This is a genomic window from Oceanobacillus sojae (genome assembly GCF_007991515.1).
GTDB classification, from domain to species: Bacteria; Bacillota; Bacilli; order Bacillales; family Amphibacillaceae; genus Oceanobacillus; species Oceanobacillus sojae.
The window spans coordinates 82,778-98,934 of record NZ_BJYM01000019.1 but is presented as its reverse complement, the minus strand read 5'-3'; the positions used below and the strand labels follow the sequence as shown (position 1 = coordinate 98,934).

15 protein-coding genes and 1 pseudogene are annotated in these 16,157 nt (G+C 34.7%); 3 read left to right on the top strand and 13 right to left on the bottom strand.

Annotated elements, in window-relative coordinates; all coding sequences use genetic code 11:
* Nucleotides 1-381: 381 nt before the first annotated feature.
* The 5 genes from OSO01_RS19365 to OSO01_RS19345 all read right to left on the bottom strand — a co-directional run bounded on the left by OSO01_RS19365 (nt 382) and on the right by OSO01_RS19345 (nt 6,233).
* Nucleotides 382-1,737, bottom strand: a complete 1,356-nt coding sequence (locus OSO01_RS19365) for a glycosyltransferase (RefSeq protein ID WP_147212125.1) — start codon at nt 1,735-1,737, stop codon at nt 382-384.
* Between the two features lie 94 nt (nt 1,738-1,831).
* On the bottom strand, nt 1,832-2,542 hold the full coding sequence (locus tag OSO01_RS19360) for a GntR family transcriptional regulator (RefSeq protein WP_147212124.1): 711 nt from the start codon (nt 2,540-2,542) through the stop codon (nt 1,832-1,834).
* A 73-nt stretch (nt 2,543-2,615) separates the two neighbouring features.
* Nucleotides 2,616-3,356 carry an SIS domain-containing protein gene (locus tag OSO01_RS19355; protein WP_147212123.1) on the bottom strand — a complete coding sequence of 247 codons (741 nt, stop codon included), beginning with the start codon at nt 3,354-3,356 and terminating at the stop codon, nt 2,616-2,618.
* 35 nt (nt 3,357-3,391) lie between these two features.
* On the bottom strand, nt 3,392-4,690 hold the full coding sequence (locus OSO01_RS19350; protein WP_147212122.1) for a neutral/alkaline non-lysosomal ceramidase N-terminal domain-containing protein: 1,299 nt from the start codon (nt 4,688-4,690) through the stop codon (nt 3,392-3,394).
* Between the two features lie 382 nt (nt 4,691-5,072).
* A complete protein-coding gene (locus OSO01_RS19345) occupies nt 5,073-6,233 on the bottom strand; it encodes an MFS transporter (protein ID WP_147212121.1) in 1,161 nt (386 codons plus the stop codon).
* Between the two features lie 100 nt (nt 6,234-6,333).
* Here OSO01_RS19345 and OSO01_RS19340 point away from each other — a divergent pair, with 100 nt between their 5' ends.
* Nucleotides 6,334-7,203 (top strand): LysR family transcriptional regulator, encoded by an 870-nt coding sequence (locus OSO01_RS19340; RefSeq protein WP_147212120.1) that lies wholly within the window; start codon nt 6,334-6,336, stop codon nt 7,201-7,203.
* 200 nt (nt 7,204-7,403) lie between these two features.
* Here OSO01_RS19340 and OSO01_RS19335 read toward each other — a convergent pair whose 3' ends face one another.
* The 5 genes and pseudogenes from OSO01_RS19335 to OSO01_RS19320 form a co-directional block, all read right to left on the bottom strand.
* Nucleotides 7,404-8,759, bottom strand: coding sequence for a DHA2 family efflux MFS transporter permease subunit (locus OSO01_RS19335; protein WP_307725859.1), 1,356 nt, complete (start codon nt 8,757-8,759; stop codon nt 7,404-7,406).
* A gap of 205 nt (nt 8,760-8,964) precedes the next feature.
* Entirely contained in the window at nt 8,965-9,102 is a 138-nt protein-coding gene (locus OSO01_RS23965) for an RAxF-45 family protein (RefSeq protein ID WP_281289861.1), read from the bottom strand.
* A gap of 319 nt (nt 9,103-9,421) precedes the next feature.
* Nucleotides 9,422-9,795, bottom strand: a pseudogene (locus OSO01_RS19330) (histidine phosphatase family protein); the annotation flags it as partial.
* A gap of 485 nt (nt 9,796-10,280) precedes the next feature.
* The gene (locus tag OSO01_RS19325; RefSeq protein ID WP_147212119.1) at nt 10,281-10,838 is read right to left on the bottom strand and encodes an NADPH-dependent FMN reductase; all 558 of its coding nucleotides are present in this window, start codon (nt 10,836-10,838) and stop codon (nt 10,281-10,283) included.
* Between the two features lie 116 nt (nt 10,839-10,954).
* Complete coding sequence (locus tag OSO01_RS19320) at nt 10,955-11,476, bottom strand: VOC family protein (protein WP_147212118.1); 522 nt, start codon at nt 11,474-11,476, stop codon at nt 10,955-10,957.
* 255 nt (nt 11,477-11,731) lie between these two features.
* On the opposite strand from OSO01_RS19320, the gene OSO01_RS23470 reads away from it, so the two are divergent.
* Nucleotides 11,732-11,896: a nucleoside/nucleotide kinase family protein gene (locus OSO01_RS23470; RefSeq protein WP_186813712.1), complete on the top strand. Its 165-nt coding sequence runs from the start codon at nt 11,732-11,734 to the stop codon at nt 11,894-11,896.
* A gap of 726 nt (nt 11,897-12,622) precedes the next feature.
* Nucleotides 12,623-13,231: a class I SAM-dependent methyltransferase gene (locus OSO01_RS19310; protein ID WP_147212116.1), complete on the top strand. Its 609-nt coding sequence runs from the start codon at nt 12,623-12,625 to the stop codon at nt 13,229-13,231.
* Between the two features lie 151 nt (nt 13,232-13,382).
* Here the strand turns inward: OSO01_RS19310 and OSO01_RS19305 are convergent, their stop codons facing one another.
* From OSO01_RS19305 to OSO01_RS19295, 3 genes are all read right to left on the bottom strand, one after another.
* The gene (locus OSO01_RS19305) at nt 13,383-13,877 is read right to left on the bottom strand and encodes a LysM peptidoglycan-binding domain-containing protein (protein ID WP_147212115.1); all 495 of its coding nucleotides are present in this window, start codon (nt 13,875-13,877) and stop codon (nt 13,383-13,385) included.
* A 767-nt stretch (nt 13,878-14,644) separates the two neighbouring features.
* A complete protein-coding gene (locus OSO01_RS19300; RefSeq protein WP_147212114.1) occupies nt 14,645-14,965 on the bottom strand; it encodes an antibiotic biosynthesis monooxygenase in 321 nt (106 codons plus the stop codon).
* Between the two features lie 184 nt (nt 14,966-15,149).
* Nucleotides 15,150-16,157: an ABC transporter substrate-binding protein gene (locus OSO01_RS19295; protein ID WP_147212113.1), complete on the bottom strand. Its 1,008-nt coding sequence runs from the start codon at nt 16,155-16,157 to the stop codon at nt 15,150-15,152.

The following is a 16,157-nucleotide window of genomic DNA, read 5'->3' as shown; positions in this document are numbered from 1 at the left end:
TTCTTTATGGTTGGTAAAGCTTCAACAAATATTTAAAGCGCTTTCAAAATTAATAAAAAATATGAGTGAAAACGAGGATTAAATAAAGATAGGGATATGAAAATATCCTTACTCTTCACTTTAATCACTACACTTCACTCATATCTAATGGAATCAGTAATATCTCAATATAAAGTGATTGTTCTAATAGCTCAGAATGAGTAATAGTTCTAATAGAAATAAAGTTATTAATAATTTACAAACTAGCATTAAATACAGTAATGCTCTGATTATTATCCACTTTTTCCTGCGTTCTCATCAGCCGTAAAATAACCACTTTAAGAAATAGAGAAATTTCATATTTTTTATTGGATTGAAAACTAGTCTATATCCATACCAATCCTACCAACCGTATTTTTTATATCCCCATTCTTTTTCAATATGTTCTTCTTTTTTTATAACAAGTGTTTCGTGAGGTATATCTTTTTCCACATTCAACCCAGGGTATAATGCACATTCACTTCCTACTTTCACTCCTGGGAAGAATATATTATTAATACCTGTTCTAGTATAGTCACCAATAAAAATTGCGTTTGAATAAATATCTGAATAAATTCTTCCATTTATTTTGTGTGTCTGTGGAGTATCATTAAATCTTACAATTCCGCATACACAGGCTGCAGCAATATCCACATATTGACCAATCACACCGTACATTTCGCTATAATGAATAGCTGAAATACCTTTCATGGTAACACCTTCTATTTCAGCATTATGCCCAATTCTGTTCTCACTGCCGATTACAGTATTTGGTTCAAGTTTTGCGTAATCTTTAACATATGAATTATTCCCTATCAAAACAGGTCCATTTATGATAGCTCCAGTATCAACGTTTACATTATCCCCGATAATTACATTGCCATTAATGGTCACATTTTTACCTATAGTTGAATTATCCCCTAATATAATATTACCGTTTATAGTTGATTCTTCAGAGATAAATGAATTATTTCCAATAGAATGACTATTTATCTCCTGAGTTAATGAATTAAGATAATATGCATTCACGTTTAATATATCCCACGGGAATTGTAAATGATGCACTTCATCCTTAGCAAATACAGATTGAATCTTTTTTCCCTCTTTCAAATAATCATTCAAACCATTTTCGATAAATAACTGATTAGGAATTACGGATCCTGTCACACGTTGACTGAATCCATAATTCGTGCAAGAAATTGTTTCCAGAGCATGCTTATCCAACTTAAATAATCCCGCCACTTCAGAGTTAACATAGTGTTCACGAGCATGAGCCAAAAATTGATTTACTTGATTATTCTCTACATGAGCACCAATCATATCAATACTTTTTTGTCTTTTTTCTATTAGCAGAACACTGGTATCTTCCTCTGATTTCTCAAGAGATACTATATCCTGTACACTAATAAGAGAATTACCTTTTTGAATAATTGCTCCTTCCTTAAATATTTCAAGATTCTTCCGCAAAAAATCATCTAAATTTTGATTAGGTTCTATACAATTAATTTCTTGATATTTTTTTATAAGATTTCTTGTTTGATCTGGTTTATAATTAAGAAATACATAAATATCCGATTCCAATATACCAGCTTTTAATAATCTCTCTATTTGCCAAAGAATCATTTCCTTATTCAATATCGGGAGGCTATTAATTTGATAATGTTTATCAAAGGGAAACATCCTTGGCTCTATTTCAGTACATAATATAAAAGCTTTCATTGTTTTCCTCCTAATCTTATCTTTCTGTTTTTTATTAAATATAAAATAAAAATCCAAGATAAGCGGGTCCAGAGAATATAGAATTTGGTCAGATTTATTTATATACAGTATGCATCAAATAGTAATTTTTTGTTTGATACAGTGCAAACCCAACATTAAATGGTTTTCCATTCTCCATACAAGCAATTATTTTTGTATCGATCAATGGCGCTCCTTCTTCAACATTCAAAAACTCAGCTACTTTTGAATTAGCTAAGGTAGCACTAATACGCTGATCTACAAATTCGTAAGATATTCCTTGCTCATCTAGATATTCATAAATAGAATTTTCACAAATCTCGGCATTTAAATCTTTCACAATGGAAGCATCAAAATATTCTACCTCATAAATAACTGCTACTTTATCAGCGTATCTAATTCGTTCAACCAGCCACAGTTCATCGCCGACAGCAATTTTCATATCTTCCGCTTGTACAGCATCCGCTTTTATTTTTTTCAATTCAAGTAATTTTGTAGAAGGTTCTATCCCCCTATTTTTCGCTTCGGAAGAAAAACCAATACCAGCCTTGAATCCAAAAAATTTAGGTATTGGATTAACAAATGTTCCTATCCCCTTTTTTTTGGATAATATTTTCTCATTGACAAGTTCTTCGATTCCCCGTCTAACAGTTATTCTTGACACCGAAAGATTATTAGATAATTCTGATTCTGATTCAATAATTTGATGTGGTTGATAAATACCTGCTTTAATTTTGCTTAGTATATAATTTTTTACAATCTCATATTTTGGTGCGTTATTAGCCATGTTAAATATCCTCTCAATCTGTTATAATCTGTTGTTATTATATCATCAGAAAGAATATTAATCATTTGGTGTGTTATTTCCAATATCCGTAATATTGATTGAAAAGCCTATCATTGTATTCGTCAGCTCCGTCTAAATTCGAGCTTTTAAACACAGGTATTTCTAACTCGGCTTCTTTTAAGCGTGAAATAACGCCAATAATAATTGCTTGTGAAATTCCAATTCCAGTAAAATCAGATGTAGGTCCTAACCCCGTATCTACCCCTTCCATGCGATAGGCAGCATCTCCTTTTGGTGCATGGTTATCAATAGTGACATCGGCAATTTCATAAATATTTTTTCCAGACTTATGCCGAGAAGAAACCGATTGAGAGTGCTCCATAGATGTCAATGCAATCACATTAGCCCCCAGCTTTTTAGCTTCCATACACATTTCTATCGATATGTTATTTCGGCCCGACTGAGAAACGACCATAATTGAATCTCCTGCTTCAACTTTATAAAGCGTTAACATATTCTTAGCATATCCATCTAATCGTTCCATATATGTGCTTTTATTCGGCATTTGATGCAGCATTAATTCAGGCGGAAGAATACCCTTCACATAAGCCAGTCCTCCAGCTCTAATATAAATTTCCTCTGCCACCATATGAGAATGACCTGATCCAAAAACATAAAAACGACCGCCGTCTTTACAGCTGTTAAAAATTAACTCTGCAGCCTTATTAATTGCTTCATCTTCATTTTCTATGACTTGTTGCCACGTATTACTCAAATAATTCAAGAATTTTGTAACTTCGTTTTTAACAGTCATTTTATCCCTCCTTTTATTATTATACATTCATATTATCATAACCTGTTATAACATGTAAAGAGTTCGACGTATTCTTCTATTTTGTTAATTAATTTCTCTGCCTCGCCTGCCTTAAAAAAGCTGCTTTGCGCCTCATACATATTCGCTTTATATAACTCCTTTTCTGCAAAATAAAATAAATAATCATTTGTCAGACTGAAAATGAAAGCATGATAGTTGTTTCTCAATTTCTCTGTTAAATTAGAAGTTATTTCTCCAGGGATAAAGATAATTAATTGATCATCGAATGCACCTATCCAAAAAGGTACTTTAAGTGAAGAAATATCACTTAGGGATTCCTTCATTTTGATAGCAGCACGCTTTCCTTCAATTTTTACTTGAATTAATTTTCTTTCTTTTTCACTGTATGTCTTATTTAACTTCTGTTTTAATTTTTCTTTAGAAATCTGTTCTTCTTTTTTAGAAATAGTACTGACATCTTTTGTTTCTAATCTTATTGATTTTTCTTCAAAAGAAAATCGTCCTAATATTTCTTTTTCTTTTATATATGCTTTCTCTCTTATAAACTGACTATATAATGCATTGCTAAAAAAACTAGATTGCCTGAAACTTTGTTCCTCTCTCGTAAATCGTGTACTGATATTTGCACTGCTCCCATTAATAAAACTTACTAAATCAAAAGCTTCATTCATCTTTTCATAAAAACCTGAAAGAAAGTCTGCTGAAATTAAGTAATTACTAGATGGCAAAACAGTAGGATGACAAGCATAATTAACGATAGCTGTTTTACTTGTATCCGTAGTAATTTCAAATACGGTCATTATCTGGTCTATTTTTTTTGAAGGCTGATGTCTATCTGTTGCAATTTCTTGAATATTTGTTTTACTTATACTGTAGCGAAACGACTTCATTTTATTTTTACTCCATACTATTGATTTAGTTATTAACAAAATAAGATGCTCCTCCAGGAAATTATCGTATTCTCCAAAAATCCCCGTTAAGCCTCTCTTAAATTGCTTATTTGTATCAATCATTCCACTGGGCCCCGAATGAGTATGAGTTGCAAAAAGAAATAAATCAAATGTATAAGAATCAGTTAAGAAATTTTCTTTAATTATTTTTTTAATTTTACAGTGTAATGTGCTATCAATGCCCACTACATCGAGTGAAATAAAAAATAAGTAATGGTGATTAGATTCATCCAAAAAAGTATGCGTTTTAACAAACAGTGGGTCATGTTCTCCTTGGCATTCTCTAACAGGATAATATCCACTTAATTTCTTCACTTTTAGAAAATCTATTTTCTTTTCTGAAAAACCATATAGAATTGCCATTAATATTCCTCCTCAAAACAAATTGTTACTTATTATAATATGTTATAAATACATGTAATTCAATGATTAAAAGGATATAAAAATAATGGCAGTCCAGTATAAGATATAAAATATCACGTCATTTCAGTAAAAAAGGTGCTCTCTTATTTTTCATTAACAGATTCGTTCTAATTGATCTCTCGGCATATATTCTGTAAATTCATCCAAGCAACTAGATACATCATCAGCAAAAAATGATTCTAATCAATGATGACCAGAATCATTTTTAAATTGATTTTAATCAGTTATGCCTGTAACTGCAGCTGTTCCAGTGTCATCTTCATCTGCTCTTATTATTAAAATAATGGATGCGCTGCTTCTATTTTGTGTCCGCCTCTTTTTATCACAACATTTTATTCAAATAAAAAGACCGCCTGATAAAAATAAGCGCAACTGCCACAAACAACCCGGCAATCCAGCTTAAGTTAACAATATCCATATTCTGAATAATAATTCCTCCTAGAGCAGAACCAAACATCATTCCCACATTCATTAATGCGGTATTAAAACTGAGTACTGTTTCAGATGATTCGGGTCTCAGTGAAACTAAATATAATTGCTTTGCCGGCGTTGTTGTCCAGGTTGCTACACCCCAAACCGCTAAGGTGATAAATACACCTATCGTCGAGTATTGGGTAAATGCCAGTACAAATAAGGCAGCAATATGAATACATAAACTGAGAGATATGGTTCGATTTGGCCCCCATTTGTCTACCGCATATCCTCCGAAACGTGATCCAATAAAAGCAAAGGTGCCTAAAACAAATAAGGCAATACTTGTCATCTTTATAGAAAATCCGGCTGTACTGCTTAACAATGGAGCGATGTAGGCGAACACCATAGTATATCCTAAAATCCAAAAAATTGTGGTCATCAACCCGGAAAGAACCCGCTTGTCTTTAATAATTTGCAGCTGTTGTTTAAACGGCGGTGATGGGTTTCCTTCGATAGCCGGCAGTAATTTGTAAAGTCCGGCTAACAAAAGAACTGTACCAAGCGCAATGATAAGAAAAACGTAACGCCAATCAACATATCCAGCTAAAAATGTTCCTATTGGCACCCCAAGTACCAAGGAAATCGTAAAACCAGTAAGAACCGTCGCCATGGCACTTCCCTTTCTTTCAGGAGCTGCAATTTGAGCCGCATAATTAGTAGCTATGACAATAAACAGTCCCCCACTCATTGCCTGAACAACTCTGGCTGCCATAAGAACGGCAAAATGATAGCTGAAAAATGCTATCAGATTTCCTGCAACAACCGTAGAGATGGCAAATAAAAGCACTTTTTTACGGTCAAATTTAGAAGTTAACATGACCAGTACCAATGCCCCGACGGCATAAGATAGCGCATAAATCGTGATCAACTGACCGGTCGTTGCTATAGACACGCCCAAATCAAAAGAAATCAGTTCTAATATTCCAGAAACAACAAATTCCCCTGTTCCTGTTACAAATGCTCCCAAAGCTAAAAGTATAATTGTAAATTGATTCTTCCTGTTTTTCATTTTCTATGTTTCTCCCTTCTTTGAACATTGTTTTTATTGTAAGTCCCGTGTTAATATAAGTAAAACTCGATTTTTTAATAAGGGAGATGAGTAAAAACTCATGAGCGTTGTTCGCTTTGAAATCATTGCAAAAGTAGTTGAGTCGGGGAGCTTTACAGCCACTGCTAAAAAACTAAATATGACACAATCAGCAGTAAGCCACGCTGTAGCCAGTCTGGAGACTGAATTGGGCGCTTCTCTGTTAATCCGCGACCGTAAAAAAGGAATTACTCTTACAGATGTAGGCCAAAAAGTTCTTCCTCATATTAGAGAAATACTGAGAAGAATGGAAAGTATCCATCAGGAAGTTGCATTAGCAACCAATTTAGAAACTGGAATGATTCGTGTGGGAACATTTGCAAGTGCTTCTTCCTGTTTGTTACCGAAATTGCTCGCAAAGTTTCAGAAAAAACATCCTAAAATAGAATTTAAGTTTTATGAAGGAACCTATGAAGAAATTATCGATTGGCTGAGTTCAGGTATTATCGACATCGGTTTTGTTGTAAAAGGAAAGTCAAATTCAGGTTTTGACTTGGTTCCTTTGATAAAAGACAACATGGTGGTAGCTTATCATCCAGAACACCCCTTCCATTCAAAAGGAACGGTGGATATGAATGATTTAAAAGACCAGCCTTTTATTATGCCGACAGGAATGTATCAATCTCATGTAGAAGAGTTGTTTGAAGAAGCACAAATAAAACCTCCTATCCGTTTCGAAGTGCATGATTGTACAACGATTGCTAATATGGTACAGGAAGGTCTCGGCATTACGATTGGTCCAGAATTATTCTTAAAGACACAGCAGAATATAAAAATCAGTAACTTGAATATTAAAAACACACGTGAAGTGACACTTGCCTGTCAGTCCATTGAAAATGCTTCACCTGCAGTAAAGGAATTCTTACGTGTAGCGAAAGATGTTTTTGAATGAAGACAAAATGTTTATGGTATTTATTGAATGGTATAAATACAAAAAGAAGCTATCTTCAAATGAAAATTAAGATAGCTTCTTTCATCTCGCTAGAAAAGGTTCATTGTCGCGAATTAATTACTTACTCCTCATTAGGCGGTATAGCTCGCCTTATAAAAAGTGAAAATATCAAACCCACTAAAGCAAAACAACTACCCACTTTAAAAGCAAACTGTATCCCGGCAACGACTGTATCTTCCTGCCCCCCCGATAATGCCCGATGTACTTGGGTAAAGGTTTTGCCCTACACTCATCATCGTGACATAAAAGGCGATACCAGTTGCACCTGCAATTTGCTGTAATGTATTGAAAATAGCAGTACCATGTGAATAATACTTAGCAGGAAGCTGGTTTAATCCATTTGTCTGTGCCGGCATGATAATCATGGCAATGGCAATCATCACTAACGTGTAGAGCAATATAAACATGAGTATCGAAGTTGCAGTGTTTACTTTGATGAATAACTGTAAACCAATTACTAACAAAATCATTCCTGGTATCACTAAAATTTTTGGACCGAATTTATCGAATATCCGGCCTATAAATGGAGAGATAGCCCCATTTATAATTGCACCCGGCAATAAAATAAGACCAGCAGCAACGGTACTGACACCAAGTGCATTCTCGAAAAGGAATGGAAGTAAAATAATCGTTGAAAATTGTGTCATCATGCCGATAAATAGGAGAAGAGCAGCCAATGAAAACATAGGATGTCTAAAGGTCCGCATTTCAAGCATGGGCGTTACTGACTTTAATTGCCTCCATACAAAACCTGAAAGACATACAAGACCAACACAAAGTGAAATATATACACTTGGATTCAGCCAGCTTACAGATTCATCACCAGCAAAACTAAGTCCAAAAACAATGCCGCCAAATCCAAAAATGGAAAAAAGAATAGAACGAATATCTATTTTTGGCCTTGTAACAGTTGTCACATTATCTAATACGAATATGGAGCTAATCAATACAAGAAAGATAAGTGGCAGCATCATGAAAAAGAGCCATCTCCAGTTCAAAAAATCTAATATGACTCCTGAAAGTGGCGGTCCTATAGCTGGGGCGACCATGATGACTAAACCAATAAACCCCATAACAGTACCTCTTTTTTTCGCAGGATAGAGCATGAGCAAAGTGTGCATCATTAATGGAAGTAACAAAGCAGTACCCATAGCCTGAAAAAATCTCCCGATAAATAAATATGGCAAAGCAGCAGCTAAACCAGAAACAAGACTTCCTACAGAAAATAAAACAAGGGATCCAATAAATAATTGTCTTGTTGTAAACCACTGAATCATCAGAGAAGATACAGGAATAAACACTCCCATGATCAACATATATCCTGTAACTACCCATTGAACAGTCGAAGGAGCAGCATCCATCTCATTTACGAGCACAGGAATCGCTAAATTTAAAAGTGTTTCATTTAAAAGGGTGAAGAACACTCCGGTTAATAGAATAACCATGATTAAAAATCTTTTTTCTTTTGGTATCTCTTTAGAAATATTTTTTGTCATATAAACCAACCTTTTTGTCACAATATATTTTCAAATCGTGTTGTCAACTCTAAAATTGTATTTTATGACGTATGACCTTTTAATCAACAAAAAGCCATGAGGAAATATACTCCCCATAGCTTCATTTCAAATTTAGCAAGCAAAAAGAAGAGCATGAAAAGCTCTCCTTAAACCAAATTTATATCACGATGGATAAGAGGTGGTTTCACTGTTTTTGTTCCCCTATCAAGTTGTTAAAAAAGGACATACGTATCCTGTTAACAACTGAAGCAGCAAACTTTGCACGATTCAAAAACAGATATTCTGTCCAAAATTCATGCGTAAATACAGTGAGATTTAACATCTCTTTCCACCTCCTTTTCCGTATACTCTGTCTTAAAGTGTAAAAGTTTCAAAATAATTTTTCAAGACATAAATACTATTTTATTAATAATAAATGCTTAAATACAGCATTATTGAATATAAGAGTATTACTTTATCAAATTGAAGAATAGTGCTTGGTCTTATATTTATACCAGATTCCGGGGGCCCTATTCCTTATATAAGGAATAGGGCCCCCGGATTTTGACTCATTTTTTATACCGCTCCTTCTCTTAGGGGTTGATATTGTCTTTTGTCTAAAAGTGTTTTATGAATTATCCAGATTAAGTATTTCTCCCTTCCTCTTGCTGCATAATATCTAATAAGCAATCAGAAATACGTTTCTGTACTTCATCCTCACCATCCCCACCAAATTGAACAAAAAAATCTCTATATGGAAGTGCTGGATTCAAATATTCATGCTCCCCTTCAAAACGGCCAAAATTCCATTCTTTCAATCCTTTTATTCGTTTATAAGGCAGATCTGTCACTAGTTCCAGAGAGTATCGCAGGCCCGCTCAGATGTGGAACTATAAGCAGCATCTAGTTCAATATTTTGTTTCTTAAAATACCCTTCGGCAATCCGCGCCTGCTCTACACTGTTTTCGGTTAATGGAGAGTCACACCATCCTTGAATCTTTTTCATTTGATTAAAAAATGTTTTTCCATGTCTCATTAAGTATAAATATTGTTTTGACACAATTGTTCTTCAATAATCTTTTACGGAATACAGTTTACCAAATATTGTATCTATTTCACTAATTCAATTTGGCTGTTTGAATCTTTTTAATATATGCTCAGGATTACTGGATTTAAGGATTAATATTTGCTCTGAAACAAATGTATGATGTAACTTTCTCTTAAGATAGCTTATGTGGAGCAGTATAGATTAAATGTTGTTGCTACCTTTAATCTAATAGCAACATTTGTCATGATGGTAAAAGAAAGTGTTGGCTATGTTTGTTTTACCTTTTGATAAGCTGATTAATACGAAAGAGGTCGTAATATTTGTACTCGCCCCTTAGATCAAAAACATTATTAATGTTCAAGCCAATTCCTGTAGTTCTAAGGAATACATTGGTATAGGCGCTAACCACCGAGCACAAAAATAGTTCCGGCCATTCTTTTTAATGGACTGGAACTATTTTTAATTTAGATCAGTTAATTTGCTTCAAATGTCTCAATTAAATCTACAAAAGCATCTACAAAAGACTGGAGAAATTGAATAGTGCTGTCATTATTAATTTTTCCAGTCTCATCTAACAGTGTCGCAACATTTGCTAAATATGCTTCTGGCTGCTGTACGACAGGCATGTTAAAAAACACGAGCGACTGCCGTAAATGATGGTTGGCACCAAATCCACTCAAGTTACTTGGTGAGTTACTGATAATTGCTGCTGGTTTATCATTCCAAACGCTATCTTCTTTAGGGCGGGAACCAATATCAATGGCATTTTTTAATACACCAGGCACGGAACGGTTATACTCCGGTGTTACAAATAAAACAGCATCAAATTCTTTCATTTTTTCTCGGAAGGTTGTCCAATGATGAGGAGGGTTACCCTCATCATCAAAGTCTTGGTTGTATAATGGCAAATCTCCAATCGGAATAATTTCTGTTTCAAATTTATCCGGAAATAACCCCATTACATTTTTTGCAACCTTCCTGGAAAATGACTCTTTCCGTAATGATCTTATTAATACTGCAATTTTTGTCATTTTTAACACACTCCTATTTTGTTATTAAACTGAAGTATATCCTGCTTGTATATTTTCAAGTGAATAATTATGCTCCATACAAACCATGAAATGAAAAATGGACCTAAATATATATTTTAAGGTGTAAATCTTTTTGCTTCACTATATTCAGGGTAATCTAATTTATTTGGATTGTAGCTTATTAACTCAATCAGCATACCCCATGGAGCACGTCCATAAACAAATTCCCCTGCTCCATTTTCCACATCTCCTAATAGCTCGCCTGGTTCCGTTAATAGTTCCCCGCCTGCTTCAACAAAATAATCAGCTGATTGCTGGATATCATCAACATAAAATGCAAAGTGCTGTACTCCCAGGTCAGAAGCAATAACTGGCTCTCTTTGCTCTGTATTTTTAAAATTAAAAAGCTCTAAGCTGGAGCCATTACCAAAAGAAAGAATACGGATATGAATAACCTTTGCCCCTTTTTTAAGACCTAATGTTTTTTCCACATCCTCTCCCTGCTGTGGTTCATCACCTAATTTCTTATTATCGTAGGAAATTTTTGCGTGAAAAGCTTTTTTGAAAAATGTAGTAGCTTCTTCAATATCTGGGACTGTAACTCCGATATGATCAATGCCGCTTGTTAAATTTGCCATGATAAAATCACTCCTTTTATTAAATGAACTAATATCTTTATATTAACTTATAGTATTTGCGAGTGCATACATATTAAAGGGGGGCTGGTTCTTAGTCAAGTGATAAAGTGCATTCTCTTTAATAGATACTTTTAAAATTTCAACTTGAACCTATTAATTTTTTCAGAAAACATATATGCTAGATATGTATTTTCGGCGAAGATAACTTAAATATTGATAAATTAATGGAATATGATTTCAGGAGGAGAAAGAAACATGTCTACCCTGCCAAATAAATCGAGACGTGCTGTAATCACTGCTCTTGCCAATGAAATTGTCTCATTAAATCTAGACCATCCGACAAGGGTTGCTATAGATGGCCGATCTGCTGCGGGGAAAACTACATTATCCGATGAGCTGGCTGAAGCTATCCGCGAATAAACCCGTGTAGTTTTCCAGTCTTCCATCAATCATTTCCATTACCCTGAACATAAAAATCGCTCGCAGCAAGGTGATTGGACGGTGCAAGCTTATTATGATTATGGATTCGATTATACTTCGTTTGCCAACTTCGTATTGGAGCCTCTTGGATCTGAAGGAAATCGAAAATGCCGAACGTCTCTTTGGGATTCATTCCATGACAAGGAGATCACAGATCAATGGCATACTGCAGGAAATAAGATATTGTTATTATATTTCTTCTGCGTCCAGAGCTTATTAATTACTGGGACTATGTAATTTGGCTGGATATTGATAACGAAACCATGGTGAATCGAGCTGTGCAAAGAGATATAGCTTGGGTTAACTCGGCTCAGGTTGTTGAAGAGAAATACCGACAATTTTGGATTCCCATGCACAAACATTATGAGCAGCAGACATCAGCACCTGATCATACTCATGCCTTTATCGATAATAAAATTTTCACTGAGCCTAAGCTTTTACGTCTATCAAAATAATTACCTGCAGACTGCTGATTTTCTATTTCAAGCCTTTCCATCAGCAGGTACATCCAAAAGCAGAGTACGCTTTATCTGATTAAGGAATTAACTTTCTACCAATCTTAGAGAGTCTATGCTCTTGGAAGCATAAATAAACAGATAATAAAATAAAAATGAAAGTTTAGGCTAATAACATTATGATTATGTTATGGAAGAAAGGAGATTATAAATGACAAACAATAAATGGGATGAACTATATAATAATCAGGAATACCGATACGGAAAAGACCCTAATGTCTTTATTCAATCAATGTTACTCGGTCAACCTCCTTCTGATCTATTAACTCTGGCAGAGGGAGAAGGACGTAATGCAGTCTATGCAGCTGAATTGGGGCATCAGGTTACTGCCTGGGATTATTCTTCCGTTGCCTTGAACAAATTACAGCGGCTTGCTGATGAAAGAAGTGTAGAGGTAAAAACAGAGTTAGTAGATCTAACACAAAATAGCCCTTTTAGAGAAAATCAATGGGATGTAGTATTGAATGTTTTTGGTCATATTGGAGATGCTTCTGTCCGTCAGCGTTTAATGAAAGGAATCAAAAAAACACTTCGACCGGGTGGAATCTATATCATGGAGGTTCGCTCTGATCGTCAGCTTCCTTACCGGACTGATGGTGGAAAAGACTCCAGTCTCTTATACTCGCCATATGAAGTACTTGATATTTTTACAGACTGGAAAATCAAGCATTTTTATTATGGTGAAGTGGAACGTTTTGAAGGTAAATCACACAATGGACTGGGGCACGTTATTCAACTCGCAGCTTATAAAACTCTATAATTTAATTGATCACATTTATTTTACTTTCTATTTCTTCTATTATAGGATGTTAGAAATGAAGCAGCCTGATACCAATGTTTTGAGGTAACAGGCTGCTTTTTTGTGGTAAAGTTATGAATAACATTATAAATCTGTAATCTAGTTTTCAGAGTTAATATGTCCACACTTTAGCTTGAAGTTCTTGTACTCCAAATTCAAGTGCATCATCTAAATCTTCCATGTAAATATCCAAATGGCCATTTGTAATTGCGCTTCCCCGATCTTCACACACGTAAGTTTCATTCAGATCTGAGATATGTATTTTTGTTCCAAAAGGAAGAGATTGCGGACATGCAATTGTTTTTCCTTCTTCTACCTCTTCACCAGACGCCGTTATACCATAGGCAGGGTCGCCAGGTTCTTTTCCGGTAGATTCAGGTCCAGCTGTATAGGCTGTAACAGTAAAAGAAGCTCCAGTTTCATCTGGTATTTTTATTGTTTGTCCAGCTTCAATATAGGCAGGATCCGATATGGATGGATTTGCTGCAATGACAGCATTTACATCTACTTGATAGTTTTGGGCAATACGGTATACATTATCTCCTGATTTTACTTCATAATTCTTCTCAGCAGCTGCTGTCCCTGCAAAGAGTACGAATCCAACCAAAGAAAAAATGATTAAAGAAATATACTTGATAATAACAACTCCCTTTCTATGTAATAACTACTATCTACCCTTCTTTTTAACTTGTAAACGCAAATTCTATCTATCTGAACATTTTTAATTTAATTGTAAAGAAAATGAAAAAATTGAAATATTTCTTCATTGCGTTAATTATTTTCCGTAATAGTAAGTTTGATAACTACTTGTCATCCCCCTTTTATATCTCTGATTAACGATTTTTTTATAAAATTCTTCGTAGATTTTACTGCTTCAAAGGTTTGTATCACAGCCTAAATCTACTGTATTTTTTATCAAATCAAAAAAGAAAGGAAAGAAAAATCTTCCCGTTAACCCGGACAAATAAGATTTTTCTTTCCTCTATTCTTTATTTTTCGCATATATAATAAGAAATCAGTTTTGTATAATTACAGGATTTCTTATGACCTATAACAAAAGAGAAGGAATCTCTATCAAGTCTCTATATGTTGGTTGGGGGGTAACACAATGAGTGATCTGATTAATCCACAGAATAATTTGATAGAGAAACCCCTTTCTGTAATGATAATGATAATCATTATCAAATTAGTTGTCAATACCTAATTGCAATATTATTTATTTTAATAAGCAGTTTGATTCGTTCACTAATTGATTATTGTATGAATTATTGGGGAAATATGCATAAATCTATTCATAAAAATGCCGTCTTCTTCACAGTTGAAGACGGCATTTTGTGAATAATCATAGTGTAACAAAACTTAGATAAAAGGATACTATGCTGGATGGTGCTGTACAAAGACTTCAAATATTGATAATTCCGTTCCAAGGATTGGACTATCTTCTTTTTCTTCTTTATTCTGTGATTCATGAGCTTTTCTTGTTTCTCTGCTTTCTCTCCAAACCTCAAAAGAAGCGTGATCATCCCACGTTGTGCAAACCTGCAGCTCATCATACTCTGCTGTATTTTCTTTTATCAAGACTTCCATAAATACAAATCCATCAAATGTGTGTACTGCCTTAGCTTTTTGGAATAATGCTGCGACCTCATTTACCTTTCCTTTTTTTACTCGTAATGTGTTAACGACTTTAATCATTATGCACAGCCTCCGATGATTTAGATAAAAATCTATGTTTATATTCTAATACCACTTCTGCCTGTTTTCCACCTATTCGGGTGTGCCAAAAATACGGTATACCATGAGAAACCCTTGCTTGAAACGCACTTGGCTGATTTCCAACAATACTTTGAACAATAAATAAGCAGCTTTATAGAACTTATTATTCAATATTGACAAATATATCATCGATATTTGGAATTTTTTTAATCACGCCGTATTCTTTTAACCAATTCGCTGTTTTTTCCCATGAAGCTCTTTCCTGTGTACCAAAACCCTGCTCTGAATCCATTTTTGGTAATAAAATAGTTAAGCTCTCTGTTTCAATTTCTTTTTCCAGGGGAAAGTTTACTTCATCCTGATAATCCAGCAGGATTTGCAGTGCTTCTTCCTCATTTTCAACCATGAAATCGTATCCCTTACGCGCAGCGCGCCAAAACGCTTCAATATTTTCTCGCTCGGCATCCCATGTTTCATCACTTGTCACAGCGACAATTTCGTAAAAATCAGGCACCCCGTAATCTACTGGATCAATAAAATCAATTGCATGCCCTTCACTGCGTAAGACTGGCACTTCATGATTCACATACATGCCACTCACTGCATCGACCTGCTCAGAAATAAGTGAAGAACCTAATTCAAATTCTACATTTATCATATCTACTTTTTCATAATCTCCGCCGTCATGCTCGACCATTGTTTTAACAATTGCCTCATTTACCGGAATTCCAGGGTAACCTACCTGCCTCCCTTCTAATTCTTTCGGCGATTCTATCGGATCATTGGAACGGGAAACAATCCGGTTTAACGGCTCACGAACGACAGCAGCCACAGACTTAACAGGAATATCTTCATTTGCTCTTGCTGCAATCACATCGGGCTGGTAATATAACCCCATTGTCACCTTGCCTGAAGCCGCAAGTGTCAGAGGGTCTGTTGGATTTGCCGGGAATTGAATATCAACTTCAATCCCTTCTTCCTCAAAATAACCCTTCTCTTCTGCTATGTATAGATAACTATGTACGGCATTCGGATACCAATCAAGCATAATAGAAACGGTATTTGTCCCGTTTACTTTTTTATTATCCTCTGCATTTGATTCTTCATTTCCACAAGCGCTTAGAATTGTAAAGCCTATCAGAATACTAACTATTGCTGTTAATTTATTCAT